We start from the raw sequence: 26,104 nt of genomic DNA, 5'->3' as shown, positions 1-26,104 counted from the left end.
GTTCTAGATGGCGCAGCCGTCCGGCCCGCATGCGGGCGGCTCTGCCGAAGAAGACTGCGACGGCGCGACGAACGCGCCGAGCTGCGCCTTCCACTCGTCCGCGCGGCCGAGCCACGGGCCGATGTCGACGCGGCTCGCGTTGCCGTCGGGCTGTGCCAGCACGAATGTCGGAAAGCCCTGGCCGCCCGCCTGCTGAAGCAGCCGGCGGCTCTGCGCGATGTGGCGCGCGGTCGCTTCTCCCGACTGGCTGTCGAAGGCCGATGCGAAGGCCGCGGCATCGAAGCCGAGTTCGGCGGCGATCGCCTTCAGCACTTCCACGTCGGCGATGCGGCGGCCCTCGAGGTAGTGCGCCTGCTGCAGGCGATGGATCATGTCCAGCCCGCCACCGGGGCGCAGCGAATCGGCCGCGAGGATGGCGGTGGTCGGCGGTTCGGAATCCATCACCGCGCCGGTGTCACGCAGCAGCCCTTCGAAGTAGCGCTCGCCGAAGGGCTGGCCCGTCATCTCGGCGATGCGGTGGTCGTGCGGCATCACGTAGTCGCGCCATTGCGGCGTGATCGGGCGGCGGTTGGCGCCAGTCATCATGCCGCCGCCATGGAACTCGACCTTCAGGCCTGGCACTTCGCGCGCCGCGTCGACCAGCGGCGCTGCGGCATAGCACCAGCCGCACAGCGGATCGAAGATGTAGTGCAGCGTGGCGCCGTTGCTCACGGCGTCGTTCATTGCGGCCATTTCATCTCTCCCTTGATGACCTTGGCGCCGAGTTCCAGCGACGAGGCGTCTTCCAGCTTCGGGTAGCGCTTCTTCATCGCGGCGATGAGCGCGGCCGAGTCCTTGGCCTTGGTCGCTTCGACTTCGAAGGCCTTCAGGTAGTCGCGCGTGAACTTCACCGACGCGAGCGAGTAGGGCGCGCTGCCGTTCGCGTTCGGCAGGTAGTGGCCGGGCACCACGGTCTTGGGATGCAGTGCTTCGATGCGGCCCAGTGTCCTGATCCAGTCGAGGCGCGATTGGGGCGTCTGCGTGTCGGCCACCCACACGTGGATGTTGGCCGACACCGGGATGCCGCCGACCACGGCCTTCAGCGAGGGAATCCACGCGAAGCTGCGCTCGGGCGTGGGGCCGTCGAGGCCTACGACCTGGATCTTGCGGCCCTCGAGCTCGATGCTGTCGCCGGCCAGCGGCTGCGGCACCACCAGCGCCTTGGGTGCGTTGTCCTTCAGGATCGGGCCCCAGTGCGCGAGCTTGCCGTCCTTCGAGGCCTGGATGGCGGCCACGGTCTGCGGCGTGGCGACGATCTTCGCGTCGGGGAAGGCGGCCTGGATCACGTCGAGGCCGAAGTAGTAGTCGGGGTCGCTGTGGCTGATGTAGACCGTGGTCAGCTTCTTGCCCGTGGCCTTGATCTTCTGCACCAGCGCCTCGGCGTCGTTGCGCTGGAACTGGGCGTCGATCAGCACCGCGTCGGTCTGGCCGGTGACGATCTCCGAGGAGACCGGGAACATCGACTTCGCGCCGGGGTTGTACACGTCGAGCTTGAGCGGCTGCGCGGCCTGGGCGGCGAGCGGTGCGGCGAGGCTGAAGCCGACGGCGAGGGCGGAGGAGAGGAGGGCTCTGCGGAACATGGCGGCGATCTTTCTTTGCGTGATTCGATTCGGGGTGGATGGGTGACAGCGCTGAATGCCTCGAATGTTAGGTTGCGCGAATCGAAACAAAAACCCGACGATCGACAACGGATAGTTTCTGAATCCGAACGAATCAGTCCGTCGCACGCTGCTCCAGATGCGCCACCAGCAGCTGTGCCGAGGGCGAGAGCTCCGTGTCGCCCCGGAAGCAGATCGCAAAGCGCCGCCGCGCCCACGCGTCGGTGAGCGGCATCAGCCGCAGCCCGAAGGCTTCGGCAAATGGCCGAGCCACCTCGGCCGGTACCACGCTGATTGCCAGCCCGGCGCGCACGACGCGCAGCGCCGCGTCGAAGTTCGACACCAGCACCCGGTAAACCAGCGGCTTGCCCGCCACGGCCGCCTCGCGCGCGAGCATGAGCTGCACCGCGCTCAGCGCGGGCATGCCGACGAATTCGTGGTCGAGCACCTGCTCGAAGCGCACGCTTTCGCGCTGCGCCACCGGGTGCGAGGGATGCGCCACGATGGCGAGGTGGTCGCAGCGGTAGTCGCGCCGCTCCAGGCCTTCGAGGTCGGCTGCGTCCCAGCACAGGCCGATGGAGGCGCTGCCTTCGCGGATGCCGCGCACGATCTCGGGGCTCACGCGCTCTTCCATGTCGACGCGGATGTTGCGGTGCGCCGGGTCCTGCAGGAAGTCGGCCACGTCCTCGGCGAGCGACTCGGCCATGACCGAAGCCGAAGCCAGGATGCGCACGTGCCCGCGCACGCCGCCGGCGTACGCCGCCATGTCGCGCTCGATGCGGTTCACGCTGCCGAGCATCGCGCGGGCGTGCTCCAGCAGGGTCTCGCCGGCGGGAGTGGGCACCACGCCCCGGCGCTTGCGCAGCAGCAGAGGCGTGCCGACGGTTTCTTCCAGCTGAGCCAGCCGCTTGCTGATGGCCGAGCCGACGATGCTGGCCTGCTCGCCGGCGCGCGCGATGCTGCGCGTTTCGCAGACGGCGACGAAGAGGCGCAGGGTGGTCAGGTCGAGGTCTCTCATGGTGTTCCGTTCTGGAATCGGATGGCTTCCAAAATATACCTTCTGGATCAAGTTGGAACTCCTAACATCGGCGCCGTTGTCAGCATCACGACGGAGACAAGACTTGATTCACGCCTTCCTGCCGCCGCGCGCGGTCGTCCGCGAAGTGGGCCTGCGCGACGGCCTCCAGAGCATCGCGCGCGTGCTCTCCACCGAACGCAAGCTCGAATGGATCCACGACGCGCACGCCGCCGGCCAGCGCGAGATCGAGGTCGGCTCCTTCGTGCCCGCGCACCTGCTGCCGCAACTGGCCGACACCGCCGAGTTGCTGGCCTATGCGAAGACGCTGCCGGGGCTCTTCGCCTCGGTGCTGGTGCCCAACCTCAAGGGGGCCGAGCGCGCCATCGCCGGCGGGGCCGACCTGATGATCGTGCCGCTCTCGGCAAGCCATGCGCACAGCCTCGCCAACCTGCGCAAGACGCCGGACGAGGTGGTGGCCGAGGTCGGCCGTATCCGCGCGGCGCGCGACGCCGCGGGCTCGAAGACGCTGATCGACGGCGGCGTGGGCACGGCCTTCGGCTGCACGCTGCAGGGCCACGTCGACCCTGAGGAGGTGCTGCGGCTGATGCAGGCGCTGCTCGACGCCGGCGCCGACCGCGTGAGCCTGGCCGACACTGTCGGCTACGCCGATCCGGCGATGGTGCGCAGCCTGTTCGAGCACGCACTGCGCATCGCGGGCGACCGGCTGTGGTGCGGCCATTTCCACGACACGCGAGGCATGGGGCTCGCGAATGCGTACGCGGCGCTCGAAGTCGGCATCACGCGCTTCGACGCCTGCCTGGCCGGCATCGGCGGCTGCCCGCATGCACCGGGTGCCAGCGGCAACGTCGACACCGAGGATCTGGTCTTCATGCTGGAGAGCATGGGTGTCGCCACCGGCGTCGACCTGCCGAAGCTGCTCGACCTGCGCCGCCGCGTGGCGGGCTGGCTCGAGGGTGAAACGCTGCAGGGCACGGTGTGGCGCGCGGGCTTTCCGACGACCTTCACGGCCATGGAAGGCGTCGCGGCATGAGCACGGCAGGCACAGAAGAAAAGCGCCTGCCGCTCGCCGGCATCCGAGTGGTCGAGTTCACGCACATGGTGATGGGGCCGACCTGCGGCATGGTGCTGGCGGACCTGGGGGCGGAGGTCATCAAGGTCGAGCCCATCGAGGGCGACCGCACGCGGCACCTGCTGGGCGCGGGCGCGGGCTTCTTCCCGATGTTCAACCGCAACAAGAAGAGCATCGCGCTCGATCTGCGCAATCCGCAGGGCGTGGAGGCGGCGCTGCGGCTGTGCGTCACCGCCGACGTGGTGGCGCAGAACTTCAAGCCCGGCACCATGGACAAGTACGGCCTGGGCTACGCCGCGCTGGGCAAGCTCAACCCGCGCCTCGTGTACGTGAACCACACGGGCTTCCTGCCCGGCCCCTACGAGCACCGCACTGCGCTCGACGAGGTGGTGCAGATGATGGGCGGGCTGGCCTACATGACGGGCCGCCCGGGCGATCCGCTGCGCGCGGGCACCAGCGTGAACGACATCATGGGCGGCATGTTCGGCGCCATCGGCGCGATCGCCGCGCTGATGCAGCGCACCGAGACCGGCAAGGGCCAGGAGGTGAAGTCGGCGCTGTTCGAGAACAACGTGTTCCTGGTCGGCCAGCACATGCTGCAGTACGCGATCACCGGCCAGGCGGCGGCGCCGATGCCCGAGCGCATCTCGGCCTGGGCGCTGTACGACGTGTTCACCGTGAAGGACGGCGAGCAGATCTTCCTGGCGGCGGTGAGCGATGCGCAGTGGAAGACCTTCTGCGAGGCGCTGGGCTTCGATGACCTAAAGGCCGACCCGGCGCTTCGCACCAACAACGACCGGGTGCGCATGCGGCCCACGTTGCTGGCCGACCTGCGCGAGCGCCTCGCGCAGCGTTCGGCGGCGGAACTGTCGGCGATCTTCGAGGCCGCCGGCCTGCCTTTCGCGCCGATCACGCGGCCGGAAGACCTGTACGCCGATCCGCACCTGAAGGCCACGGGCGGGCTCGCCGACATACGCCTGCCCGACGGCGAGCGCGCCGGAGAGATGGCGCAGACCACGCTGTTCCCGATCACGCTCGACGGCGAGCGCCTCGGCGTGCGGCTGCATCCACCGACGCTGGGCGAGCACACCCGCGAGCTGCTGGCGGGGCTGGGCTATGCGCGCGAGGAGATCGATGCGCTGCATGCCGGATCGGCGGTGGCCTGAGCGGGGCCCTTTCGAGAACCATAAAGAAGAGAGACAAGACCATGACGCACACACTTCCCCTGAAGATGAACCGCCGCGCGCTGCTCGGCCTGGGCGCCTGCGCCGCCGCGGTGGCAGCATGCCCGGCGCTCGCGCAGGGCTCGGACAAGCCCATCCGCCTCATCCTGCCGATCAGCGCGGGCTCGGGCGTCGACACCATTGCACGCGCGGCGTCGGTTGCGCTGGGCAAGGCCTTCGGCCAGCCGGTGGTGATCGAGAACCTGCCGGGCGCCGGCGGCATCACCGGCGCGGCGGCCATCGTCAAGGCCGCGCCCGACGGGCTCACGCTGGGCATGGTGTCGAACAACCACGTCATCAATCCGGCGGTGTTCAGGAAGATGCCCTTCGATGCGATCAACGACATCACGCCGATCAGCGTGGTGGGCGCGACGCCGCTGGTGCTGCTGGCGAACCCGAAGCTGCCGGCGAAGAACGTGCCCGAACTGGTCGCGCTGCTGCGCTCGAAGCCGGGCGGCTACAACTACGCCTCGTCGGGCAACGGCACCATCATCCATCTCGCGGGAGAGATGTTCATGGACGAGGCCGGTGTGAAGGCGCGGCACATTCCCTACAAGGGCACCGGGCCGATGATGACCGACATGATCGGCGGGCAGGTGGAGCTCGGCGTGGTGGCGCTGCCGGCGGTGCAGCAGCACATCAGGAGCGGCGCATTGCGCGCCATCGGCCTGTGCGGCGCGCAGCGCTCGCCGGCCGCGCCGGACATTCCGACCATCGCCGAGCAGGGGCTGCCGAACTACGCGGTCGAAGGCTGGTTCGCCATGATCGGGCCAGCGAAGATGCAGCCGGCGGATGTCGCTCGCGTGCACGCCGCGGTGGTCGCCGCCTTTTCCAGCACCGAGGTGCGCGAGGCGATGGACAAGCAGGGCAACGTCGTCAGGCCCACCACGCCCGAGCAGGCCGCGAGCTATTTCCGCAGCGAGGCGGCGCGCTATGCGGCGCTGGTGAAGAAAGCCGGCGTGACCCTCGAATAGGGCTCAGCCCTGGCTCGTGAACTTGAGCCCGATGATGCCGGCCACGATCAGCCCGACGCACACGAGCCGCGCCGCGTTGGCCGGCTCGTTGAAGAGCACGATGCCCAGCGCCACGGTGCCCACCGCGCCGATGCCAGTCCACACCGCGTAGGCCGTGCCCACGGGCAGCGAGCGCATCGCCCAGCCCAGCAGCACCACGCTGAGCACCATCGAGATCGCGGTGCCGACCGACGGCCAGAGCTTCGTGAACCCCTCGGTGTACTTGAGGCCGATGGCCCAGCCCGTTTCGAGCAGGCCCGCGATGAACAACACGATCCACGCCATGCGCGCACTCCTTCGGTTTCAGTTTTCCGGCCGCACGGCACGGTAGAGGGCGCGCACGAAATCCGATTGCGTGATCATGCCGGCCAGCCGTTTTTCATCGTCGATGATGGGGATATGGTGGTGGCCGCCCTCGGAGAACAGCGGCACAAGGTCGACCACGGGCCGGTCGGCGCTGGCCACGCGCACCTGGCGCGTCATGATCTGGCCCACCACCTCGGGCTTGTTCGACATCACCGTGCGGGTGGCCCGGATCAGGTCGCGCAGCTTGGCCGCGATGCCCTCGTGGTGCTGCAGGTCGAGCTGGCGGAAGAAATCGGCCTGCGTGACGATGCCCACCACGCGGCGCGTGCGGTCGGTGATCGGCAGGGCCTTGATGCGGCGCTCGTGCATCAGCGCCCAGGCCTCCTGCAGTGGCGTGCCGAACTCCACCGAGATCGGCACCCTGGACATGATGTCCGCGCAGCTCAGCGTGCCGAGGCGACGCTTGTACGACTCGAGCTCGGTCTCGCGGATCAGCGATTCGAGGTCGTCGCGGCTGATGTCGAGCACCTGGTTGTAGCGGGCCAGCACCGCGTCGATGTCGGCCTGGCTGAAGCGTGCGTCGGAGCCCGGCGGACGCGGCGCCACCTGCACGTGCGGATAGCGCCGCCCGGTCAGCGTGTTGTAGGCCACGCCGGCCAGCACCAGCAGCAGCGAGTTGGTGAAGAAGGGGAAGAGGGCCGACGAGAAGTGCGTCGTGTGCGTCAGCACCGCGAGCAGCGCCGCGGCGCCGCCGGGCGGGTGCAGGCAGCGCGCGCTGAACATCAGGCCGATGGCTCCCGCCACGGCGACGGCGGCTGCCAGCGCCGGATCGGGAATCCAGTTGGCGGCCGCGATGCCGACCACCGCCGACAGCGTGTTGCCGCCGATGACCGACCACGGCTGAGCCAGCGGACTGGCCGGCACCGCGAACACCAGCACGGCGCTCGCCCCGAGCGGCGCGATCAGCCAGACCGAGGCGGCCAGTGGGCCGGCAAGCCACCGGCACAGCAGCGCGGTGAACAGCAGGCCGATGCCCGCGCCCATGACGGCACGCAGCCGCTCGCGCGCATCGACGGTGGTGCGGCCCGGCAACCAGGCGCGCGCGTAGGTCAGGAGTGCTTCGAAGCGCATTGGAACGTTTTGCCTGTCTCTTGCTGTCGTTGTTGTTGTCGATCGGAGGCGCCGCTGTCTCTGTCTTTTTTTGCTCAGCCCTCGTGCGCCACCTTGCGTCCAATGTCGGGCCAGCGGTCGTGCAGCCACACCCAGGCGACCAGCCCGATGCCGAGCATGCCCATGGAGGTGAGCGCCAGCGCGAGCGTGGAGTGCATCACCAGCGGCGCCACCGCGCCGGCCACGATGCCGTTGGCGGTGGAGCCGATCACCGCCTGCAGCGACGAGGCCATGCCGCGGCGCTCGGGGTGCAGGTCTAGCACCAGCAGCGTGACCACCGGCACCATCAGCGCCCAGCCGAAGGCGAACACCGCCAGCGGCCACAGCGCCCATGCCACGTGGGCATGAAAGAAGGTGTTGGCCACCACGTTGACCACCGAGGTGACCAGCATGATGACGAAGCCGTCGCGGATCTGCCGCTTGGGCGCCACCTTGCCCGCCATGCGGCCGCTGGCGCGCGCGCCGAGCATGATGCCGCCGATGGTCAGCAGGAAGAACCAGAAGAACTGCTGCGGCTGCAGCGCGAGGTGATCGCCCAGGAAGGCGGGCGCGGCCAGCACGTAGAGGAACATGCCGTTGAAAGGCACGCCGCTCGCGAAGGCCAGCAGAAGGAAGCGCGGGTCGGAGCACAGGCTCCAGTAGCCGCGCATCAGGTGCCGAACCTGGAAGGGCTGGCGATGGTCCTTGTGCAGCGTCTCGGGCAGCAGCTTGTAGTTGGCTGTGAACAGCACCACGCCCACCGCCACAAGGAACCAGAACACCGCGTGCCAGCCCGCGTGCACGAAGAGAAAGCCGCCCACGATGGGCGCGATGGCCGGTGCCACGCCGAAGTAGATCGTGACCTGGCTCATCACCCGCTGCGCCTCGGCGGGCGGGAACATGTCGCGGATCACCGCGCGCGAGACCACGATGCCGGCGCCGGTCGACAGGCCCTGAAGGCCCCGGAACAGCACCAGCTGCGTGATGTTCTGCGAGAGCGCGCAGCCCAGCGAGGCCAGCGTGAACACCGCCAGGCCCCACAGCACCACGGGTCGGCGGCCGAAGCTGTCCGACAGCGCGCCGTGGAACAGGTTCATGAACGCGAAGCCGAACAGGTAGGCCGAAAGCGTCTGCTGCATCTCGGCCGGCGTCGCGCCGATGGATTGCGCGATGCCCGAGAAGGCCGGGATGTAGGTATCGATGGAGAAGGGCCCGAGCATGCCGAGCACCGCGAGCAGCACGGCAAGCGCCCAGCGCGGGGCCTGCCAGAGTTTGTCTGCATCGGGATTCATGGTGAGGTTTGCTCCATTCTTCTTATGCGAGTCTTGCGAGTACCAAAAAAGAAAGCGCCCTTGCGGGCGCCTCCTCGTCGGGGAAATACCGGGAGACCGGCTTAGAGCGTATCAATAAAGCTGCGCAGCTTGTCCGAACGCGACGGATGCTTGAGCTTGCGCAGGGCCTTCGCCTCGATCTGGCGGATGCGCTCGCGTGTCACGTCGAACTGCTTGCCGACTTCTTCCAGCGTGTGGTCCGTGCTCATCTCGATGCCGAAGCGCATGCGCAGCACCTTGGCTTCGCGCGGCGTGAGGGAGTCGAGGATGTCCTTGACCACGTCGCGCAGGCCGGCCTGCATCGCGGCTTCGATGGGAGCCGTGTTGCTGCTGTCCTCGATGAAGTCGCCCAGGTGCGAATCGTCGTCGTCGCCGATGGGTGTTTCCATCGAGATCGGCTCCTTCGCGATCTTCATGATCTTGCGGATCTTGTCTTCCGGGATCTCCATCTTGGCGGCCAGGATGCCGGCGTCTGGCTCGAAGCCGAACTCCTGCAAGTGCTGGCGCGAGATGCGGTTCATCTTGTTGATCGTCTCGATCATGTGCACCGGAATGCGGATGGTGCGCGCCTGGTCGGCGATCGAGCGGGTGATGGCCTGGCGGATCCACCACGTCGCGTAGGTCGAGAATTTGTAGCCGCGACGGTATTCGAACTTGTCGACCGCCTTCATCAGGCCGATGTTGCCTTCCTGGATCAGGTCGAGGAACTGCAGGCCGCGGTTCGTGTACTTCTTGGCGATGGAGATCACGAGGCGCAGGTTGGCCTCGATCATTTCCTTCTTGGCGTCGCGCGAGGACGATTCGCCCTCGTTCATGCGCTTGTTGATGTCCTTCAGCTCCGACAGCGGCACCACCACGCGCGACTGGATGTCGGCGAGCTTCTGCTGCAGTTCCTGCACCGGCGGGATGTTGCGCGAGAGCACCATGCTCCAGGGCTTGCCGGCGGCGGCCTGCTTCTCGACCCACTTCAGGTTCAGCAGGTTGGAGGCGATGCGGTTGCCGTTCTTGTCGTAGCCGCTGAAGTCGCGGATGAATTCGTCCTGCGGGAAGCCGCACTTGTCCACGATGATGCGGCGCAGCTCGCGTTCCTTCTTGCGAACGTCGTCCACCTGCGTGCGCACCAGGTCGCACAGCTTCTCGATGGTGCGGGCGGTGAAGCGGATGGTCATCAGCTCGTCGGACACGGCCTGCTGGGCCTTGGCGTACGCTGGCGTGCCGTAGCCTTCCTTCTCGTAGATCTTGTGGATCTTCTCGAACAGCTCGGCGATGCGGTCGAAGCGCGAGAGGGCCTCGTTCTTGAGTTCCTCGAGCTTCTTGGTCAGGGCCTTGGAGCCGCCCTTGCCGTCGTCGTCGTCTTCCTCGTCGAATTCGTCGAAGTCTTCCTCGGCCACGTAGTCGTCGGCCTCGTTGGGGTTCGAGAAGCCGTCGACGATGGTCGAGATGACGACCTTGCCTTCACGGATCTCGCCGGCCAGGCGCAGGATCTCGGCGATGGTGGCGGGGGAGGCCGAGATGGCTTCCATCATGGCCATCAGGCCGCCTTCGATGCGCTTGGCGATCTCGATTTCGCCTTCGCGCGTCAGCAGCTCGACCGTGCCCATCTCGCGCATGTACATGCGCACCGGGTCGGTGGTGCGGCCGAATTCGCTGTCCACCGTGGAGAGAGCGGCTTCGGCTTCTTCCTCGGCTTCTTCCACCGTGGTGGCGGTGGGCGCGGTGTTGTTCAGCAGCAGGGTCTCGGCGTCGGGCGTCTGCTCGTACACCGCCACGCCCATGTCGTTGAGCATGGTGACCACGACTTCCATGGTCTCGGCGTCGACCAGCTTGTCGGGAAGGTGGTCGGAGATTTCGCCGTGCGTCAGGTAGCCGCGGGTCTTGCCCAGCGTGATCAGGGTCTTCAGGCGCGAGCGGCGCTTGGCCAGGTCTTCTTCGGAGAGCACGGTCTCGTCGAGGCCGAACTCCTTCATCAAGGCGCGTTCCTTCGCCTTGCTGATCTTCATGCGAAGCGGCTTGACCTTTTCCTCGGTTGCCGCAGCCGCGGGTTCGTCGCCCGCCAGGTCGTCCTCGATGTCCGACAGGTCGACGTCGCTCTCGGGGGCTTCCTTGTCGGCCTTGGGCTTGCGGCCGCGCTTGGCTCCGGTGGCGGGCGTGGCGGCGCCGGCGGCCTTGGGCGGGCGGCCGACCTTCTTGGCGGCCGGGGCGGCTGCCTTCTTGGGATCTTCGAGGGAGGTCGATTTCGTGGGCACGGTTTTCACTTTCGTAGCGGCGGCCGATTTGGATGCGGCGGCGGCCGTCTTGGTTGCCGGTTTCGCACCGGCTTTCAACGGTTTTTCTGCGGCGGGCTTGGTGGCGACGCTTTTGGCAAGTGAAGGAGCAGGCTTCTTTGAACTGGGCATACGACCTCGTTACGGCAAGAAAAGACAAGCGGAATCACAGGCGCACCGCCACACGGACGGCGCCACCGAGCCCGTGCACAGGCACGGACTGGAAACAAATGGGAAAGAGGAACTAATTCCTCAACAGGCAAGATGTCGGGCGAACATTTGGTGTGCAGTCCTTGCGGTTATTGACCCTTTCCGCCGGAATCTACCGTTGGAGTGCATTGCGCTAGGGGTCGGCCCGGAGGTGCTGCTGTCGCTCTTGCCTAATTTCGCCAATTGCGAAGCCCTACATTATAGCGTGTTGCGCAAATTTCAAGCAGTTTCTGATCCCGACGCGCGCAATCGGGCACGCAATTCGAGCCGCCGCGCCTGAATTGCCCTGAAGCGATCCGGCGCATCCGGATCTTTCCCGAAAGCTGCAATTGCCTCGTTCTCCTGCTTTTTCAAGAGCTCCTCGAGCATGAAGTCGAGCACGCTGGCGAGCTCCCGGGCGGCGTCGGCCAGGTGCTGCGCTTCCTCGCCCTCGGGAATGGGGCCGGCCTCGGCGACGGACATCAGTCGCTCGGCCAGCGACTCGAAGTCGAGTCCGCGCAGGCCTTCGCGCAAGGCCGCCCAAGGCTGGACGCCGTGCTCGTGCAACTGGCTGTCGAGCCAGGTGAAGAGGGCGCCGTGCTGGCCCGGCAGGTCGCACAGCATCACGTGGAGTTCGTGCGACAGCGCTTCCCACTGGGCCATGTTCGACAGCAGCAGCCGCACCGCCACGTCCGGGCGGCTCGGCGGCGCGCCACGGCCGCGCAGCGGCTCGATGGGTTCCTCGAACTTTCCTCCCCAGCGCTTGCCACCCTTGCCCGCGAACTTGCGTTGCTGCTGGAACTTGGGCTTGCTATCGCTTTCATAGCGCGCAGGCTCGTAGTCCTGCGGCGGGGGCATGTCGGGGTAGTAGTCGTCTCCGCCTGCGTCGCCGTAGCTGGGGGGCTCGTCATGGCGCCGCTGCTGCTGTGCGGGTGCGCCGCCGGCCCTGCGCGGGCCGGGCGTGGAGGCCCACAGCTCTGACAGCGCGGATGCGTCGAGCTGAACCAGCGTCGCGATCTCGCTCAGCAGCTGCCGCTTCAGCGCGCCGTCGGGCATCGCGCTCCAGAGCGGGCGCACATTGCTCGTCATGTGGGCGCGGCCTTCGGCGGTGGTCAGGTCGCAGCCTTCGCGGGCGGCTTCGATCATGAAGCGCGACAGCGGCGTGGCCTCGTTGACGAATCGGGCGAAGGCCTCGGCGCCGTGTTCGCGGATGAAGCTGTCGGGGTCGTGCTCGGCCGGCAGGAACAGGAACTTGATGCTGCGCACGTCCGTGGCGTAGGGCAGCGCGCCGTCGAGCGCCTTGCGCGCAGCCCGGCGTCCGGCGGCGTCGCCGTCGAAGCTGAACACCACCGACTCGGTGAAGCGGAAGAGCTTCTGCACGTGTTCCGTCGTACAGGCCGTGCCCAGGGTGGCCACCGCGTTCGGAAAGCCGAGCTGCGCCAGCGCCACAACGTCCATGTAGCCCTCGGTGACCAGCGCGTAGCCCCGGTCGCGGAAGGCGGCGCGGGCTTCGTAGAGGCCATAGAGTTCGCGGCCCTTGCTGAACACCGGCGTCTCGGGCGAATTCAGGTACTTGGGCTTCTCGTCGCCCAGCACGCGGCCGCCGAAGCCGATGCATTCGCCCTTCACGTTGCGGATGGGGAACATCACGCGGTCGCGGAAGCGGTCGTAGCGCTTGGCTTCCTCCTCGCTGAGCTTGCCTTCCTCGTTGTTGACGATCACCAGGCCGCTCTCGGCGAGCAGCGGGTCGTCGTAGTCGGGAAACACGCTCGCCAGGGCGCGCCAGCCGGCCGGCGCGTAGCCGATGCCGAACTGCTTGGCCACTTCGCCCGAGACGCCGCGGCCCTTCAGGTATTCGATGGCGCCGGGCGCCTGCCGCAGGTGCTTGCGGTAGGCTTCGCCGGCTTTTTCGAGCACGTCGGTCAACGTTGATTGTTTCTGGCGTTGGGCGGCGGCACGGGCGCGTTCGGCGGGGGATGCGTCGTCCTCGGGCACCTGCATGCCGTACTGGCCGGCGAGGTCGTGGACCGCCTCGACGAAGCCCATGCCCGCGTGTTCCATCAGGAAACCGATGGCGTTGCCATGCACTCCGCAGCCGAAGCAGTGATAGAACTGCTTGGTCGGGCTGACGGAGAAAGAGGGCGATTTCTCGCCGTGGAACGGGCACAGCCCCATGAAATTGGCGCCGGCCTTCTTGAGCTGCACATAGCGGCCGACGATCTCGACCACATCGGCGCGCGCGATGAGTTCCTGGATGAATGAAGCGGGGATGGTCATGTAGGCGAAGAGCGGCAAATCATACGCAAGCAGCCGAAGGTTCACCGCCGGACGGCATACTGAAAGCGACCGGAATCCACGCATGACGACGCCCAAACCGCTGCAACACGTCGCGCCGCTGCTGCGCCATCCCCTCAGATTCTTCTGGGACGCCCTCAAGGAATTCCGCGCCAACCAGGGCCTGCTGCTCGCGGGCGCGGTGGCGTACTACGCGCTGCTGTCCATCGTGCCGCTGCTGATCGTGAGCGTGATCGCGCTGTCGCACGTCATCGAGCAGGCCGAGTTGCTGCGCACCATCGGGCGGTACCTGGAATGGCTGCTGCCGGGCCAATCGAAGGCCATCGTGGCGGAGCTGTCGAGCTTTCTCGACCACCGCGACGTGCTCGGCCCGGTGCTGCTGGTGACGATGATCTTCTTCAGCTCGCTGGCCTTCAGCGTGCTCGAAAGCGCGATGGCGGTGATCTTTCACCACCGCAAGGCCGACCACAAGCGGCACTTCCTGGTGTCGGTGGCCATGCCCTACGTCTACATCCTGTGCCTGTGCGTGGGGCTGCTGCTGGTCACGCTGGTGTCGGGCGCGCTGCAACTGGTGGGGCAGGAAAGCGTCGACCTGCTGGGGCGCAGTTGGTCGCTGTCGGGTGTTTCGGGGCTGCTGCTGTACCTGCTGGGGCTGGGCGGCGAGATCTTCATGCTGACCTCGCTCTACCTCGTGATGCCGGCGGGGCGCATGTCGCTGCGCCACGCGCTGCTGGGCGGCGTGACGGCCGCGCTGCTGTGGGAGGCCACGCGGCGCGTGCTGATCTGGTATTTCTCGACGCTGTCGCAGGTGAACGTGGTCTACGGATCGCTCACCACGGCCATCGTCGTGCTGCTGAGCCTGGAGATCGCCGCCACGCTGGTGCTGCTGGGGGCCCAGGTGATCGCGCAGTACGAGCGCCTGGACCGCACCGGCAGCACGAAGCTGCCGGAATCGGAAAAGGTCAGCGGGGAGCCAGTCGAATCGCTCCGTCCAGGCGAATCACTTCGCCGTTGAGCATGTCGTTCTCGATGATGTGCTTGGCGAGCTTGGCGTAGTCCTCGGGCGTGCCCAGGCGCGAAGGGAAGGGCACGCTGGCGGCCAGCGCGTGCTGCACTTCCTGCGGCATGCCGAAGAGCATGGGCGTGCCGAAGATGCCGGGGGCGATGGTCATGTTGCGGATGCCGCTGCGCGCGAGGTCGCGGGCGATGGGCAACGTCATGCCGACCACGCCGCCCTTGGAGGCGCTGTAGGCCGCCTGCCCGATCTGGCCGTCGTAGGCGGCTACGGAAGCGGTGGAAATCAGCACGCCGCGCTCGCCGGTGGATTCGGGCTCGTTCTTGCTCATGGCGTCGGACGCAAGGCGGATCATGTTGAAGCTGCCGATCAGGTTGACCGTGACGGTCTTGCTGAAGGTGGCCAGCGCGTGTGGGCCGTTCTTGCCCACGGTTTTCTCGGCGGGCGCAATGCCGGCGCAGTTGACGAGGCCGACCAGCTTGCCAAGCTTGAGCGCTGCTGCCACGGCTGCCTGGCCGTCGGCTTCCTGGCTCACGTCGCACTTGACGAACACACCGCCGATTTCCTTGGCAACGGCTTCGCCCTTTTCAGCCTGCATGTCGGCAATGACCACCTTGCCGCCGTTGGCGGCCAGCATGCGCGCCGTGCCTTCGCCGAGGCCCGAAGCGCCACCGGTCACGATAAAAACCTTGCCGTCGATCTGCATAAAAGTCTCCTGAGATGAGCCTTTCATTATCGAAGACGCGAAGCACAGGGCAGGAACACCGCGGAACCGGCTTCGCCGGGCCGCAGGTGCTGTCCCCGCTGCGGCCCGAAGTGCGCGTAGCCTGGGCGCGAGCAACAGGTATAAAAAAAGGCCTCATCCGAGGATGAGGCCCTGAATTGGATCCGTGAGGACCCAAGGAGACAACTGGTGGTGGTCGACAGCTTAGCGCTTGCGCGAAGCGGTAGCGGTCTTGGCAGCGGCGACGGCTTGGGTCGACACGGCGTTGAAGTTGGCTTCGGCGACGTCCGACGCTTGCTTGACGGCCTTCTGGACCGATTCGAAAGCGTTGTTGGCGGCAGCCACGGCGCTCTTCAGGACGGCAACGGCGGTTTCTGAACCGGCGGGAGCGTTCTTGGAAGCGCTGTCGACCAGGCCGACGAAGGCTTGCTGGGCTTCGGTAGCCTTGGCTTCGAAAGCCTTGGTGAACTCGGCGCCGGTGCCCTGGGCGATGTCGTACAGGTGACGGCTGTAGGCGGCGGTCTTCTCGGCCAGGGGCTGGAACAGGCTGGCTTGCAGCGTCAGCAGTTCCTGGGCGTCCTTCACGCTCAGGGCGGCCTGGGCGGTGTTCTGGGCTTCGGTCAGGGCGGCCTTCGAAGCGGTCACGTTCAGTTCGACGAGCTTCTCGACGCCTTCGAAAGCCTTGGTGGTCAGGCCGAAGAGGGTTTCGAGGTTAGCTTTTTGAGCGGCGAGGATTTGGTCAGCGGTCAGGGCCATTTGAGATCTCCAGAAGGGATGATTGAGTGGTCGGTTCACGTTGCGCTGTCTCGCCGTCAATGTTGCGGTGCAGCATGGGCTCAAGTATAGGCAGCTGGGTTTTGCGATCAAGAGGTTTTTGCTGCCATGCAGCAATTTAGAAGCCCTCTTCTAAATTCGGCGGCCGAACGGCTGCGGGAGGTCGCCAAGGTTGCCTTCGCCCGCCAGGGGCCGCTGGCAGAATGCCGCGCGATGAGCGCTCCCACCAAACCCATTCCCCACGCACGCAGCGGCTACCGGGCATTCCGCAGCATCCCGACGCGCTGGGCCGACAACGACATGTACGGCCACGTCAACAACGTCGTTTACTACAGCTGGTTCGATACGGCGGTGAATGCCCTGCTGATCGAGCGCGGCGCGCTCGACATCCATCAGGGGCAGACCATCGGCTTCGTGGTGGAGACGCAGTGCAACTACTTCGCGCCGATCGCGTTCCCACAGGCGGTGGAGGCGGGCGTGCGGGTCGCCCAGGCGGGCCGTTCGAGCGTGCGCTACGAGATCGCCCTGTTCGCCGAGGGCTCCGAAACCGCCGCGGCGCAGGGCCACTTCGTGCACGTCTACGTGGATCGGGTCACTCAGCGGCCGGTGCCTCTGCCGCAGGAGCTGCAGAAGGTGGTCGACTCGCTCAAGGCCTGAGCGGGCCGGGACGAAAAGACGGCGCCCTCGGGCGCCGTCAGTGCTTCAGATGAGCTGAAGACCTTACATGGTCTTCTTCATGGCCTTGATCTCGGCCTTGCCCTGGGCTTCGTCCGCCTTGGCCTGCTTCTCGCAGGCGGTCTTGGCTTCGCCCTTCTGGTCGTCGCACTTTTCCTTCGCGACTTCGTAGGTGGCCTTCACCTTTTCCTCGGCCACCTTGCGGGCGTGGCTGTCGCTCGGCTGGTATTGCTGTTCGAGCTCGGCCTTGGCAACGTCTTCCTTGCCCTTGGCTTCCTTCATGCAGACGTCCTTGGCGTTGTCCTTCATCGTGTCGCACTGGGTCTTCGCGACCTTGTAGTCGGCCTCGATCTTTTCCTTGGCGACCTTGTATTCGTCCTTGGTCATGGCACTGGCCTGGGTGGCCACGAAGCAGGTGGAGGCGAGGGCCAGCATGAGAAGGTGCTTTTTCATGGGATGTTCTCCTTCAGCAGGTTGATGGAATTCGGCTGCAAGCAGGGGAGGGGCGCTCAGTAGCGCTCGAACCAGAGCGAGTCGGGCGTGCGGCCGTCGCGCGATTCCCAGTCCTTGACCTGCTTTTCGGCTTCGTCGCGGCTGATGCCGTGGCGTTCCTGGATGCGGCCGAGCAGCTGGTCGCGCTTGCCGGCGATGACGTCGAAGTCGTCGTCGGTCAGCTTCCCCCACTGCTCCTTGACCTTGCCCTTGAGCTGTTTCCAGTTGCCTTCGATGGTGTCCTTGTTCATGCGAATCTCCTTTGGGACTGTTGATTCGGCGGGGCGTGTCCGCCGCCGTGAAATCAATGTCGCCGCGAGGATTCGCCCCGCCGGTAGGACGTGCTGTTCGCCCCCCGTAGGCAGATGCCGACGCGTCCCGTGATAATCGAACGGCCGCCGAAAGTTTGAGACACCGCGCCCAGCACCATGATCATTCACAGCCTGCTCGACACCGACCTCTACAAGTTCACGATGATGCAGGTGGTCCTGCATCACTTTCCGGGGGCCCGGGTCGAGTACCGCTTCAAGTGCCGCAACCCCGGTGTCGACCTGGCCCAGTTCGCGGGTCAGATCCGCGAAGAAGTGCGCGGCCTGTGCTCGCTGCAGTTTCGCGACGCCGAACTCGCCTACCTGCGCTCCATGCGCTTCATCAAGAGCGACTTCGTCGACTTCCTCGGCCTCTTCAGGCTCAACGAGAAGTACATCAACATCATTCCCCAGCCCTCGGGCGAGCTCGAGATCCGCATCAAGGGGCCGTGGCTGCACACCATCCTGTTCGAGATCCCGGTGCTGGCCATCGTCAACGAGGTCTACTTCCGCAACACGCAGAAGAAGCCCGATTTCGAGGAAGGCCGCCGCCGGCTCGAGACCAAGCTGGCCCAGCTGCAGGAAGCCGGCCTCGGCGACCTGAAGATCGCCGACTACGGCACGCGCCGCCGCTTCTCCAAGGACTGGCACGAAGAGGTGCTGCGCACCTCGGCCGCCCGGCTCGGCGCCGTCACCTCGCCGCCGGTGCAGGCCCCGCCGGGCGCGCGGCTGCCGCAGCTCGCGGGCACGAGCAACGTGCTCTATGCCATGAAGCTCGGCATGATCCCGCTGGGCACCATGGCGCACGAATACCTGCAGGCCTGCCAGGCGCTCGGGCCGCGGCTGCGCGACAGCCAGATCTTCGGCTTCGAGAGCTGGGCGCGCGAATACCGCGGCGACCTGGGCATCGCGCTGTCGGACGTGTACGGCATGAACGCCTTCCTGCGCGACTTCGACCTGTACTTCTGCAAGCTCTTCGACGGCGCGCGCCACGACAGCGGCGACCCCTTCATCTGGGGCGAGCGCATGCTGGCGCACTACATCGCCAACCGGGTCGACCCGCGCACCAAGACGCTGATCTTCAGCGACGGCCTCACGGTGCCGCGCACCATCGAGCTCTACCAGCAGTTCCGCGGCCGCTGCCAGCTGGCCTTCGGCATCGGCACCAACCTCACGAACGACCTGGGCTACGAGCCACTGCAGATCGTCATCAAGATGATCGAGTGCAACGGCCAGCCGGTGGCCAAGCTGTCGGACACGCCGTCCAAGAACATGTGCGAGGACGAGAAATACCTGGCCTACCTGCGCCAGGTGTTCGAGATCGAACAACCCCCGGCCTGAAAGCTGTACTGGCCCGTCTGGTACGGTACGGCCCCATGCAAAAGAAGACCCCACCCAAGGCGGCCGCGCTGCCATTCCTGCTCCTGTTCCCAGCCTTGGCTTCGGCCGCCGAATTCGACGGCGGCAGCCTCTCGCCGCTGTGGGGCGTTCCCTTCGCCGGCATCCTGCTGTCGATCGCGCTGTTGCCGCTGCTCGCGCCGGCGTTCTGGCATCACCATTACGGCAAGGTCTCGGCTGCCTGGGCATTGGCTTTCCTGCTCCCGTTCGCAACCGTATTTGGCGTGCAGTTCGCCGGCGTGCAGTTCGTGCACGCACTGGTGGCCGAGTACATCCCATTCATCATCCTGCTGACGGCGCTGTTCACGGTGGCGGGCGGCATCCACATCCGGGGCAACCTGCACGGCGCGCCAGGGCTCAACACCGCGATCCTGGCTATCGGAGCGGTGCTTGCGAGCTTCATGGGCACCACGGGCGCCTCGATGCTGCTGATACGGCCGCTGATCCGAGCCAACGACAACCGCGTGCACAAGGTGCACGTGATCGTGTTCTTCATCTTCATCGTGTCGAACGCGGGCGGCTCGCTCACGCCACTGGGCGATCCACCGCTGTTCCTGGGCTTCCTGAAAGGTGTCAGCTTCTTCTGGACCCTGCAGAACATCCTGCCCGACACCCTGTTCATCCTGTCGGTGTTGCTGGTGCTGTTCTACTTCATCGACCGCCACTACTACCGCAAGGAAGGCGTGCTGCCCGTCGATCCGACGCCGGACACGCCCGGCATCGGCTTCGACGGCGCCGCCAATTTCTGGCTGCTGGGCGGCGTGATCGCGCTGGTGCTGCTGAGCGGCTTCTGGAAGTCGCCGGTGGTCTTCGACGTCTTCGGCACCGAGGTCGGCCTGCCGGGGCTGGTGCGCGATGTCGGGCTGCTGCTGATCGCGGCAGTCTCGTACAAGCTCACCTCGCCCAAGGTGCACGCCGACAACCAGTTCGAATGGGGGCCGATGGCCGAGGTGGCCAAGCTGTTCGCGGGCATCTTCCTGACCATCATCCCGGTGATCGCGATGCTCAAGGCCGGCACGCAGGGGCCGTTCGGCGCCATCGTCTCGGCCGTGACCCGTGCCGACGGCCAGCCTGACCCGGCCATGTACTTCTGGGCGACAGGCGTGCTGAGTTCCTTCCTCGACAACGCTCCGACCTACCTCGTGTTCTTCAACACCGCGGGCGGGGACCCGGCCGCGCTGATGACCACCTACGCGAGCACGCTGGCGGCCATCTCGGCGGGCGCCGTGTTCATGGGCGCCAACACCTACATCGGCAACGCGCCCAACCTCATGGTCAAGGCCATCGCCGAAAGCCGCGGCGTGCGCATGCCGAGCTTCTTCGGCTACATGGCGTGGTCGTGCGCCATCCTGGTTCCGCTGTTCGTCCTTTCCACCTTCCTCTTCTTCCGCTGACCTTCCTTCGCAGAGAGACAACTCATGAGCAAGCCCAAGATCCTGGTCGCGCGCGCGATCTTTCCCGAGACCATCGAGCGCCTGTCGCAGCAGTTCGAGGTCGAGTCGAATCAGTCGGACGAGAGCTGGAGCAAGGAGCAGCTGATCGCGAAGCTGCAGGGCAAGCAGGGCGCCTTCACGACCGGCAGCGAGCGCATCGACGCCGCGGTGCTCGACGCCTGCCCCGACCTGAAGATCTGCGCCAACATGGCGGTGGGCTACAACAACTTCGACGTCGACGCGATGGCCGCGCACGGCGTGCTGGGCACCAACGCGCCCGACGTGCTGACCGAGACCACGGCCGATTTCGGCTTTGCGCTGCTGATGGCCACGGCCCGCCGCATCGCCGAGAGTGAACATTTCCTGCGCGCGGGCAAGTGGCAGAAGTGGAGCTTCGACATGTTCGCGGGCTCCGACATCCACGGCTCCACGCTGGGCATCATCGGCATGGGCCGCATCGGGCAGGGCATTGCCAAACGCGGCGCGCACGGCTTCGGCATGAAGGTGGTCTATCACAACCGCTCCCGGCTCGATGCTGCGCTCGAGGCCGAATGCAAGGCCAGCTACGTAGGCAAGGAAGAGCTGCTGAAGACGGCCGACCACGTGGTGCTGGTGGTGCCTTACTCGCCGGCCTCGCACCACACCATCGGCGCGGCCGAGATCGCGCTGATGAAGCCGACCGCCACGCTCATCAACATCGCACGCGGCGGCATCGTCGACGACGCGGCCCTGGCCATGGCGCTGCGCGAGAAGCGCATTGCCGCCGCCGGGCTCGACGTGTTCGAGGGCGAGCCCAAGGTGCATCCCGACCTGCTGACCGTGCCCAACGTGGTGCTGACGCCGCACATCGCCAGCGCCACCGTGCCCACGCGCCGCGCCATGGCCGATCTCGCGGCCGACAACCTGATCGCGTACTTCAGCGGCAAGGGGCCGCTGACGCCCGTGACGCCGGTTCCGGCGGCAAGCAAGTAAGCAGCAGGAGCGCAACCGGACCTTGGACTCCTCGCTGATCCTTGTCGGACTGGCCGTGCTCGCGGCCCTCCAGCTCGTGCTGGTGATCTGGCTGCTGGCCCGCCGGCAGCCACCGCCGGACCTCAGCGAGGTGTCGCGCATGCTGGCCACGCTGGGCGCGGCCAACGAACGCACAGAACGCGAGTTGCGCAACGACATCGGTGAAAGCTCGCGCGGCGCGCGCCAGGAAACCGCGCAGGCCTTCGCCACCTTCCAGCAGGCGCTGGTGCAGCAGGGCGCCGAAGCCACGCGCACGCAGAACGCGCAGCTCGATGCCTTCGCGCTGCAGCTCGCCTCGCTGCAGAAGACGCTGGCCGACACGCTCAACACGCAACTTCAGGGCCTGAGCGAATCGAACGCGCGCCGCCTTTACGAGGTGCGCGCCACCATGGAGGCGCAGCTCGCGCAGCTGCAGCAGACCAACGCCGCCAAGCTCGAAGAGATGCGCAGGACGGTCGACGAGAAGCTGCAGAGCACCCTCGAGGCTCGCCTGGGAGAGAGCTTCAAGCAGGTGGCCGACCGCCTCGAGCAGGTGCACAAGGGCCTTGGCGAGATGCAGACGCTGGCCGTGGGCGTCGGCAGCCTGCAGCGCGTGCTGACCAACGTGAAGACGCGCGGCATGTTCGGCGAGGTGCAGCTCGAGGCGCTGCTCGAGCAGGTGCTCACGCCCGAGCAGTACGCCCGGCAGATCGAGACCAAGCCGCGCAGCGGGCAGCGCGTGGACTTCGCCATCCGCTTTCCGGGTCGCGGCGACGACGGCGCGCCGGTGTGGCTGCCCATCGATGCGAAGTTTCCGCGCGACGACTACGAACGGCTCATCGACGCGCACGAGCGCGCCGACGCCGCGGGCGTCGACCTCGCGGCCAAGGCGCTCGAGGCGCGCATCCGCACCGAGGCCAAGTCGATCGCCGACAACTACCTCGCCGCGCCGCACACCACCGATTTCGCGATCCTGTTCCTGCCGGTGGAAAGCCTCTATGCGGAAGTGCTGCGCCGGCCCGGCCTGATGGACGCGCTGCAGCGCCAGCATCGCGTGACGCTGGCCGGCCCGACCACCTTGCTCGCGATGCTCAACAGCCTGCACATGGGCTTCCGCACGCTGGCGCTGGAGCGCCAGGCCTCCGAGGTCTGGAAGGTGCTGGGCGCGGTGAAGACCGAGTTCGAGCGCTACGGCGAATGGGTCGCCCGCATCAAGGAGCAGGTGGCCAAGGCTTCCGACACCATCGACAAGGCCGACACGCGCGCCCGGCAGATGCGCCTGGCGCTGCGCAAGGTCGAGGCGCTGCCCGAGGCCCAGGCCCAGGCGCTGCTTCCACCCACCACTGGCACCGAAGCCGACAACAACGAGAAAGAAGAGGGCGAAGACTCCCCGTGAAAGGTTCTGAACTGCTGCGTGTGATCGGCGCCCAGGTGTGCCTGCACGCGACCATGGCCGGCATGCGGCTCGCGACGCCGCTGCTGGCCCTCCAACAGGGCTACAGCGCGGCGGCGGTCGGCGTGCTGATCTCGCTGTTTGCGCTCACCCAGGTTTTTCTTGCCCTGCCGGCGGGGCGCTTTGCCGACCGCTACGGCTTCAAGCGGCCCCTGTGGCTTTCGGTGATCGCGGCGGTCGTCGGCGCGGGGCTGGTGGTGATCTTCCCGGTGTTCCCGGTGATGTGCCTCGCGGCGCTGCTGACCGGCGGCGCCACCGGCGCGACGGTGATCGCGCTGCAGCGGCACGTGGGCCGCTCGGCCACCAATGCGACGCAACTCAAGCGCGTGTTCAGCTGGCTGGCCATCGCGCCGGCCGTGGCCAATTTCGTCGGGCCGTTCCTGGCCGGCATGCTGATCGATCATGCGGGCCGCGCTCCAGCCGACATGCTCGCGTTCCGCATCTCCTTCGCGGTGATGGCGGCGCTGCCCATCCTCTGCTGGATGCTCGCGCGCGGCGCGCACGAACCGCCGCCCGCCGCGCCGCTGGCGGGCGCCAAGCCCACGCGCGCCTGGGACCTGCTGCGCGAGCCGATGTTCCGCCGGCTGCTCTTCGTGAACTGGCTGCAGTCGTCGAGCTGGGACGTGCACGCCTTCGTGCTGCCCATTCTTGGCCACGACCGGGGCATCAGCGCCTCCGTGATCGGCTCGATCCTCGGCGCCTTCGCCATCGCGGCGGCGGTGATCCGCGTGGTGCTGCCGGTGATCGCCTCGCGCGCCTCGGAGCGCAACGTGATCCTGACCTCGACGGCGGTCACGGCACTGGTGTTCGCGGTCTATCCGCTGCTGGATTCGGCCTGGACCATGGGCATCTGCTCGGTGGTGCTCGGCTTCGCGCTGGGCGCGGTGCAGCCGATGGTGATGAGCATGCTGCACCAGATCACGCCGCACACCCGCCACGGCGAGGCGCTGGGGCTGCGGCTGATGACCATCAACGCGTCGAGCGTGGCGATGCCGATGCTGTTCGGCTCGCTCGGTGCGCTGATCGGCATCGCCGGCGTGTTCTGGGTGGTGGGCGGGGTGGTCGCGATCGGTGCGCGTGCGACTTGGGGGCTGAAGGTCTGATCGAAGGCGGAGGGCGGAGCATGAAATCCACGTTCCAGATAAGAGTAATTCTCATTTGATTGACAATTTACTGACTCAAAGTCAGTATCGGCGCCTTCCTCAACGACCTTGAAGGCGTCCATGGACTCCCCCATTCAGGCCCAGGCAGTGGCCGACCCGCGCCGCCGCCTTGCGCTGGTTGCCGCGGTGTATCTCGGCAGCTTCATCGCCACGCTCGACGTGAGCATCGTCAATGTTGCGCTGCCCACGCTGCAGCGGGCGCTTTCCACCGATCTGGCCGGCCTTCAGTGGGTGATCGACATCTACGCGCTGTGCCTCTCGGCTTTCATGCTGTTGGCCGGGCCGCTGGGCGACCGCTATGGCCGCAAGCGCGCATGGCTGGCTGGCGTGGCCGTGTTCACGCTGGGGTCGGCAATGTGCGCCATGGCCGGGAGCCTGCCGACGCTGCTGGCGGGCAGGGCGGTGCAAGGGGTGGCCGGCGCGCTGATGATTCCGGGCGCGCTGTCGCTGCTGGCGCATGCGTTTCCGGAGCCGGCCGCGCGGGCGCGGGTGATCGGCGGGTGGTCGTCGTTCACGGCGCTGTCGCTGATCCTCGGGCCGCTGCTTGGCGGCCTGCTGGTGGACCATGCGGGCTGGCAGAGCATCTTCCTCATCAACATCCCGATCGGCCTGCTGACGGTGGGGCTGGGCCTCTGGGGCATCCGGGAGACCTCGCATCCCGAGCACGCGGCGCTCGACCCCGTCGGGCAGGTGCTCAGCGTGCTGTGGCTGGGTGCGCTGACCTACGGGCTGATCGCCGCGGGCGAGCACGGCTGGGGCTCGGTGCATGCCGCGAGCGCGCTGGTTGCGGCGGCCATCGGCCTGGCACTGTTCCTGATGGTGGAGGCTCGCGTGGCGCGGCCGCTGCTGCCCCTGGGGCTGTTTCGCGACGCGCGCTTCTCGGTCACCAATTTCGCCTCGTTCGTGCTCGGCTTCTCGGCGTATGCCAGCCTGTTCTTCTTCTCGCTCTTCCTGCAGCAGGTGCAGGGCTGGTCGCCCAGCGACACCGGCTGGCGGCTCGTGCCGCAGTTCATCGCGACCGGCATCGTGTCCTCGCAGTTCGGCCGTCTCTCGAGGCGCTACGAAGTGCACGCGCTGATGGTGGCGGGCTACGGGCTCATCGGCGGCGCGATGCTGCTGCTGACGCTGTTCTCCGCCGACACGCCCTACGCCTTGCTGGCGCTGCTGTTCGTGTTCCTCGGCGCGGGCACCGGCCTGGCGGTGCCGGCGACGAGCACCGCCATGATGGCCCTGGTGCCCGCGCAGCGCTCGGGCATGGCCTCGGCGACGATGAATGCGCTGCGCCAGGCCGGCATGCTGATCGGCATCGCGCTGCTCGGCACGTTGATGAGCACGCGTGCCACCTCGCTGCTGGCCGACGCGCTGGCGCAGGCCGGCGTGGTCGATGCCCGGCAGGCGGCGGTCGCGGCAGTCGGCCGGCATGACCTGGGCGCGCTGGCCTCGCTCGATGTGCCCACGGCGCACAGCCTCCTGAGCGCCGCGCTGGCAGGCGGCTTCCATGCCGCCATGGCCTGTGCCGGCATCGCCGGCCTGCTGGCCGCGGGCCTGCTCGTGAGCGTGCGATCGCGCGCCGCGGCCGTGCCAGCCCGAGCCGCCTGAGCCGCCTGAGCCTCACCCCGCCATGCCCGCCGCACGCGTGCCGGTGCGCTTTCGCGCGCGCCTGCGTCCTCATCCCCTTCCGGCTTTTTCCAAGGAGCTTTCCATGATCCATCACGAACTCAGCCAGTGGCCGCTCGTCATCAGCGTGTCGGCCGGGCTCCAGACACTCGAGGCCATGCAGGCCTTCACCGACGACTGGAACCGCTGGCTCGACCGCGGCGAACCCTTCGCGTCGCTGCGGGTCTTCGCGGACGCCGATGCGCTGGTCCACCCCGAAGGCAGTGCCCAGGGCGCGAAGCAGTGGCTGCAGGAGCGCGGCGCCGATATCCGCCGCCATATGATGGGCATGGCCAGCGTGGTGCCCGCCGACCAGTACGAGAAAATGCGCAAGATGAATGTCGAGAAACTCTTCGGCGTGCCCGCCAGCATCTTTGCCGACACTGACGACGCGCTGGTGTGGCTCGGCGAGCGCGTGATGACGCCGCGCGGCCTGTCCTTCGACCTGCAGGCCGTGCGCACGGCGATCCGCTCGGCCCGGCTGGCGGCAACCGTTTCCTGAGGCAGC

General features: G+C 67.1%; 24 protein-coding genes and 1 pseudogene. 13 read left to right on the top strand and 12 right to left on the bottom strand.

What is annotated here, in order from left to right; all coding sequences use genetic code 11:
- Positions 1-3: 3 nt before the first annotated feature.
- The 3 genes and pseudogenes from SFB74_RS21810 to SFB74_RS21800 form a co-directional block, all read right to left on the bottom strand.
- Positions 4-732, bottom strand: coding sequence for a DsbA family protein (locus SFB74_RS21810; protein ID WP_432726366.1), 729 nt, complete (start codon positions 730-732; stop codon positions 4-6).
- A pseudogene (locus SFB74_RS21805) lies at positions 726-1,619 on the bottom strand (MBL fold metallo-hydrolase); the annotation flags it as partial. The pseudogene SFB74_RS21805 and the gene SFB74_RS21810, both read right to left, overlap by 7 nt.
- A 133-nt stretch (positions 1,620-1,752) precedes the next feature.
- Positions 1,753-2,655, bottom strand: a complete 903-nt coding sequence (locus tag SFB74_RS21800; RefSeq protein ID WP_432726365.1) for a LysR family transcriptional regulator — start codon at positions 2,653-2,655, stop codon at positions 1,753-1,755.
- Positions 2,656-2,758: 103 nt separating this feature from the next.
- Between SFB74_RS21800 and SFB74_RS21795 the strand changes: the two genes are divergently transcribed.
- From SFB74_RS21795 to SFB74_RS21785, 3 genes are read left to right on the top strand one after another with little or no spacing between them, the layout of a single operon-like run.
- Complete coding sequence (locus SFB74_RS21795; protein WP_432726364.1) at positions 2,759-3,706, top strand: hydroxymethylglutaryl-CoA lyase; 948 nt, start codon at positions 2,759-2,761, stop codon at positions 3,704-3,706.
- A complete protein-coding gene (locus SFB74_RS21790; protein ID WP_432726363.1) occupies positions 3,703-4,911 on the top strand; it encodes a CaiB/BaiF CoA transferase family protein in 1,209 nt (402 codons plus the stop codon). The genes SFB74_RS21795 and SFB74_RS21790 overlap by 4 nt, the downstream gene beginning before the upstream one ends.
- A gap of 41 nt (positions 4,912-4,952) precedes the next feature.
- On the top strand, positions 4,953-5,942 hold the full coding sequence (locus SFB74_RS21785) for a tripartite tricarboxylate transporter substrate-binding protein (RefSeq protein WP_432726362.1): 990 nt from the start codon (positions 4,953-4,955) through the stop codon (positions 5,940-5,942).
- A gap of 3 nt (positions 5,943-5,945) precedes the next feature.
- On the opposite strand, the gene sugE is transcribed toward SFB74_RS21785, so the two are convergent.
- The 4 genes from sugE to rpoD all read right to left on the bottom strand — a co-directional run bounded on the left by sugE (position 5,946) and on the right by rpoD (position 11,013).
- A complete protein-coding gene (gene sugE / locus SFB74_RS21780) occupies positions 5,946-6,266 on the bottom strand; it encodes a quaternary ammonium compound efflux SMR transporter SugE (protein WP_432726361.1) in 321 nt (106 codons plus the stop codon).
- Between the two features lie 18 nt (positions 6,267-6,284).
- Positions 6,285-7,418 (bottom strand): HPP family protein, encoded by a 1,134-nt coding sequence (locus tag SFB74_RS21775; RefSeq protein ID WP_432726360.1) that lies wholly within the window; start codon positions 7,416-7,418, stop codon positions 6,285-6,287.
- A gap of 74 nt (positions 7,419-7,492) precedes the next feature.
- Positions 7,493-8,728 carry a multidrug effflux MFS transporter gene (locus SFB74_RS21770; RefSeq protein WP_432726359.1) on the bottom strand — a complete coding sequence of 412 codons (1,236 nt, stop codon included), beginning with the start codon at positions 8,726-8,728 and terminating at the stop codon, positions 7,493-7,495.
- 101 nt (positions 8,729-8,829) lie between these two features.
- Positions 8,830-11,013 carry an RNA polymerase sigma factor RpoD gene (rpoD, locus tag SFB74_RS21765; RefSeq protein WP_432726358.1) on the bottom strand — a complete coding sequence of 728 codons (2,184 nt, stop codon included), beginning with the start codon at positions 11,011-11,013 and terminating at the stop codon, positions 8,830-8,832.
- Between rpoD and SFB74_RS21760 the strand changes: the two genes are divergently transcribed.
- A complete protein-coding gene (locus SFB74_RS21760) occupies positions 11,006-11,521 on the top strand; it encodes a hypothetical protein (RefSeq protein WP_432726357.1) in 516 nt (171 codons plus the stop codon). The two genes, rpoD and SFB74_RS21760, sit on opposite strands and share 8 nt — an antisense overlap.
- On the opposite strand, the gene dnaG is transcribed toward SFB74_RS21760, so the two are convergent.
- On the bottom strand, positions 11,461-13,497 hold the full coding sequence (gene dnaG, locus SFB74_RS21755; RefSeq protein ID WP_432726356.1) for a DNA primase: 2,037 nt from the start codon (positions 13,495-13,497) through the stop codon (positions 11,461-11,463). The two genes, SFB74_RS21760 and dnaG, sit on opposite strands and share 61 nt — an antisense overlap.
- An 82-nt stretch (positions 13,498-13,579) precedes the next feature.
- Between dnaG and SFB74_RS21750 the strand changes: the two genes are divergently transcribed.
- Complete coding sequence (locus tag SFB74_RS21750) at positions 13,580-14,530, top strand: YihY/virulence factor BrkB family protein (RefSeq protein WP_432726355.1); 951 nt, start codon at positions 13,580-13,582, stop codon at positions 14,528-14,530.
- On the opposite strand, the gene SFB74_RS21745 is transcribed toward SFB74_RS21750, so the two are convergent.
- Together SFB74_RS21745 and SFB74_RS21740 are read right to left on the bottom strand one after the other, a co-directional pair.
- A complete protein-coding gene (locus SFB74_RS21745) occupies positions 14,478-15,236 on the bottom strand; it encodes a 3-hydroxyacyl-CoA dehydrogenase (protein ID WP_432726353.1) in 759 nt (252 codons plus the stop codon). The two genes, SFB74_RS21750 and SFB74_RS21745, sit on opposite strands and share 53 nt — an antisense overlap.
- 222 nt (positions 15,237-15,458) lie before the next feature.
- Positions 15,459-16,010, bottom strand: a complete 552-nt coding sequence (locus SFB74_RS21740; RefSeq protein ID WP_176667094.1) for a phasin family protein — start codon at positions 16,008-16,010, stop codon at positions 15,459-15,461.
- A 231-nt stretch (positions 16,011-16,241) separates the two neighbouring features.
- Here SFB74_RS21740 and SFB74_RS21735 point away from each other — a divergent pair, with 231 nt between their 5' ends.
- Complete coding sequence (locus SFB74_RS21735; RefSeq protein WP_432726351.1) at positions 16,242-16,685, top strand: acyl-CoA thioesterase; 444 nt, start codon at positions 16,242-16,244, stop codon at positions 16,683-16,685.
- Positions 16,686-16,748: 63 nt separating this feature from the next.
- Here SFB74_RS21735 and SFB74_RS21730 read toward each other — a convergent pair whose 3' ends face one another.
- Together SFB74_RS21730 and SFB74_RS21725 are read right to left on the bottom strand one after the other, a co-directional pair.
- The gene (locus SFB74_RS21730) at positions 16,749-17,156 is read right to left on the bottom strand and encodes a hypothetical protein (RefSeq protein ID WP_432726350.1); all 408 of its coding nucleotides are present in this window, start codon (positions 17,154-17,156) and stop codon (positions 16,749-16,751) included.
- A 56-nt stretch (positions 17,157-17,212) separates the two neighbouring features.
- Complete coding sequence (locus SFB74_RS21725) at positions 17,213-17,446, bottom strand: CsbD family protein (RefSeq protein WP_019655865.1); 234 nt, start codon at positions 17,444-17,446, stop codon at positions 17,213-17,215.
- Positions 17,447-17,623: 177 nt separating this feature from the next.
- Between SFB74_RS21725 and pncB the strand changes: the two genes are divergently transcribed.
- The 7 genes from pncB to SFB74_RS21690 all read left to right on the top strand — a co-directional run bounded on the left by pncB (position 17,624) and on the right by SFB74_RS21690 (position 26,098).
- Positions 17,624-18,844 (top strand): nicotinate phosphoribosyltransferase, encoded by a 1,221-nt coding sequence (gene pncB / locus SFB74_RS21720; protein WP_432726349.1) that lies wholly within the window; start codon positions 17,624-17,626, stop codon positions 18,842-18,844.
- A gap of 35 nt (positions 18,845-18,879) precedes the next feature.
- Complete coding sequence (locus tag SFB74_RS21715; protein ID WP_432726348.1) at positions 18,880-20,295, top strand: sodium:proton antiporter; 1,416 nt, start codon at positions 18,880-18,882, stop codon at positions 20,293-20,295.
- Positions 20,296-20,319: 24 nt separating this feature from the next.
- Complete coding sequence (locus tag SFB74_RS21710) at positions 20,320-21,306, top strand: 2-hydroxyacid dehydrogenase (RefSeq protein ID WP_432726347.1); 987 nt, start codon at positions 20,320-20,322, stop codon at positions 21,304-21,306.
- Positions 21,307-21,328: 22 nt separating this feature from the next.
- Positions 21,329-22,720 carry a DNA recombination protein RmuC gene (gene rmuC / locus SFB74_RS21705; RefSeq protein WP_432726346.1) on the top strand — a complete coding sequence of 464 codons (1,392 nt, stop codon included), beginning with the start codon at positions 21,329-21,331 and terminating at the stop codon, positions 22,718-22,720.
- Positions 22,717-23,880 carry an MFS transporter gene (locus tag SFB74_RS21700; protein WP_432726345.1) on the top strand — a complete coding sequence of 388 codons (1,164 nt, stop codon included), beginning with the start codon at positions 22,717-22,719 and terminating at the stop codon, positions 23,878-23,880. The genes rmuC and SFB74_RS21700 overlap by 4 nt, the downstream gene beginning before the upstream one ends.
- Before the next feature lie 120 nt (positions 23,881-24,000).
- Entirely contained in the window at positions 24,001-25,539 is a 1,539-nt protein-coding gene (locus tag SFB74_RS21695) for an MFS transporter (RefSeq protein ID WP_432726344.1), read from the top strand.
- A 103-nt stretch (positions 25,540-25,642) separates the two neighbouring features.
- The gene (locus tag SFB74_RS21690; RefSeq protein WP_432726343.1) at positions 25,643-26,098 is read left to right on the top strand and encodes a hypothetical protein; all 456 of its coding nucleotides are present in this window, start codon (positions 25,643-25,645) and stop codon (positions 26,096-26,098) included.
- Positions 26,099-26,104 lie beyond the last annotated feature (6 nt).

The sequence above is a fragment of the Variovorax xiamenensis genome, assembly GCF_050916385.1.
Lineage (GTDB): Bacteria > Pseudomonadota > Gammaproteobacteria > Burkholderiales > Burkholderiaceae_C > Variovorax.
This window is presented reverse-complemented; position numbering and strand designations above follow the sequence as displayed.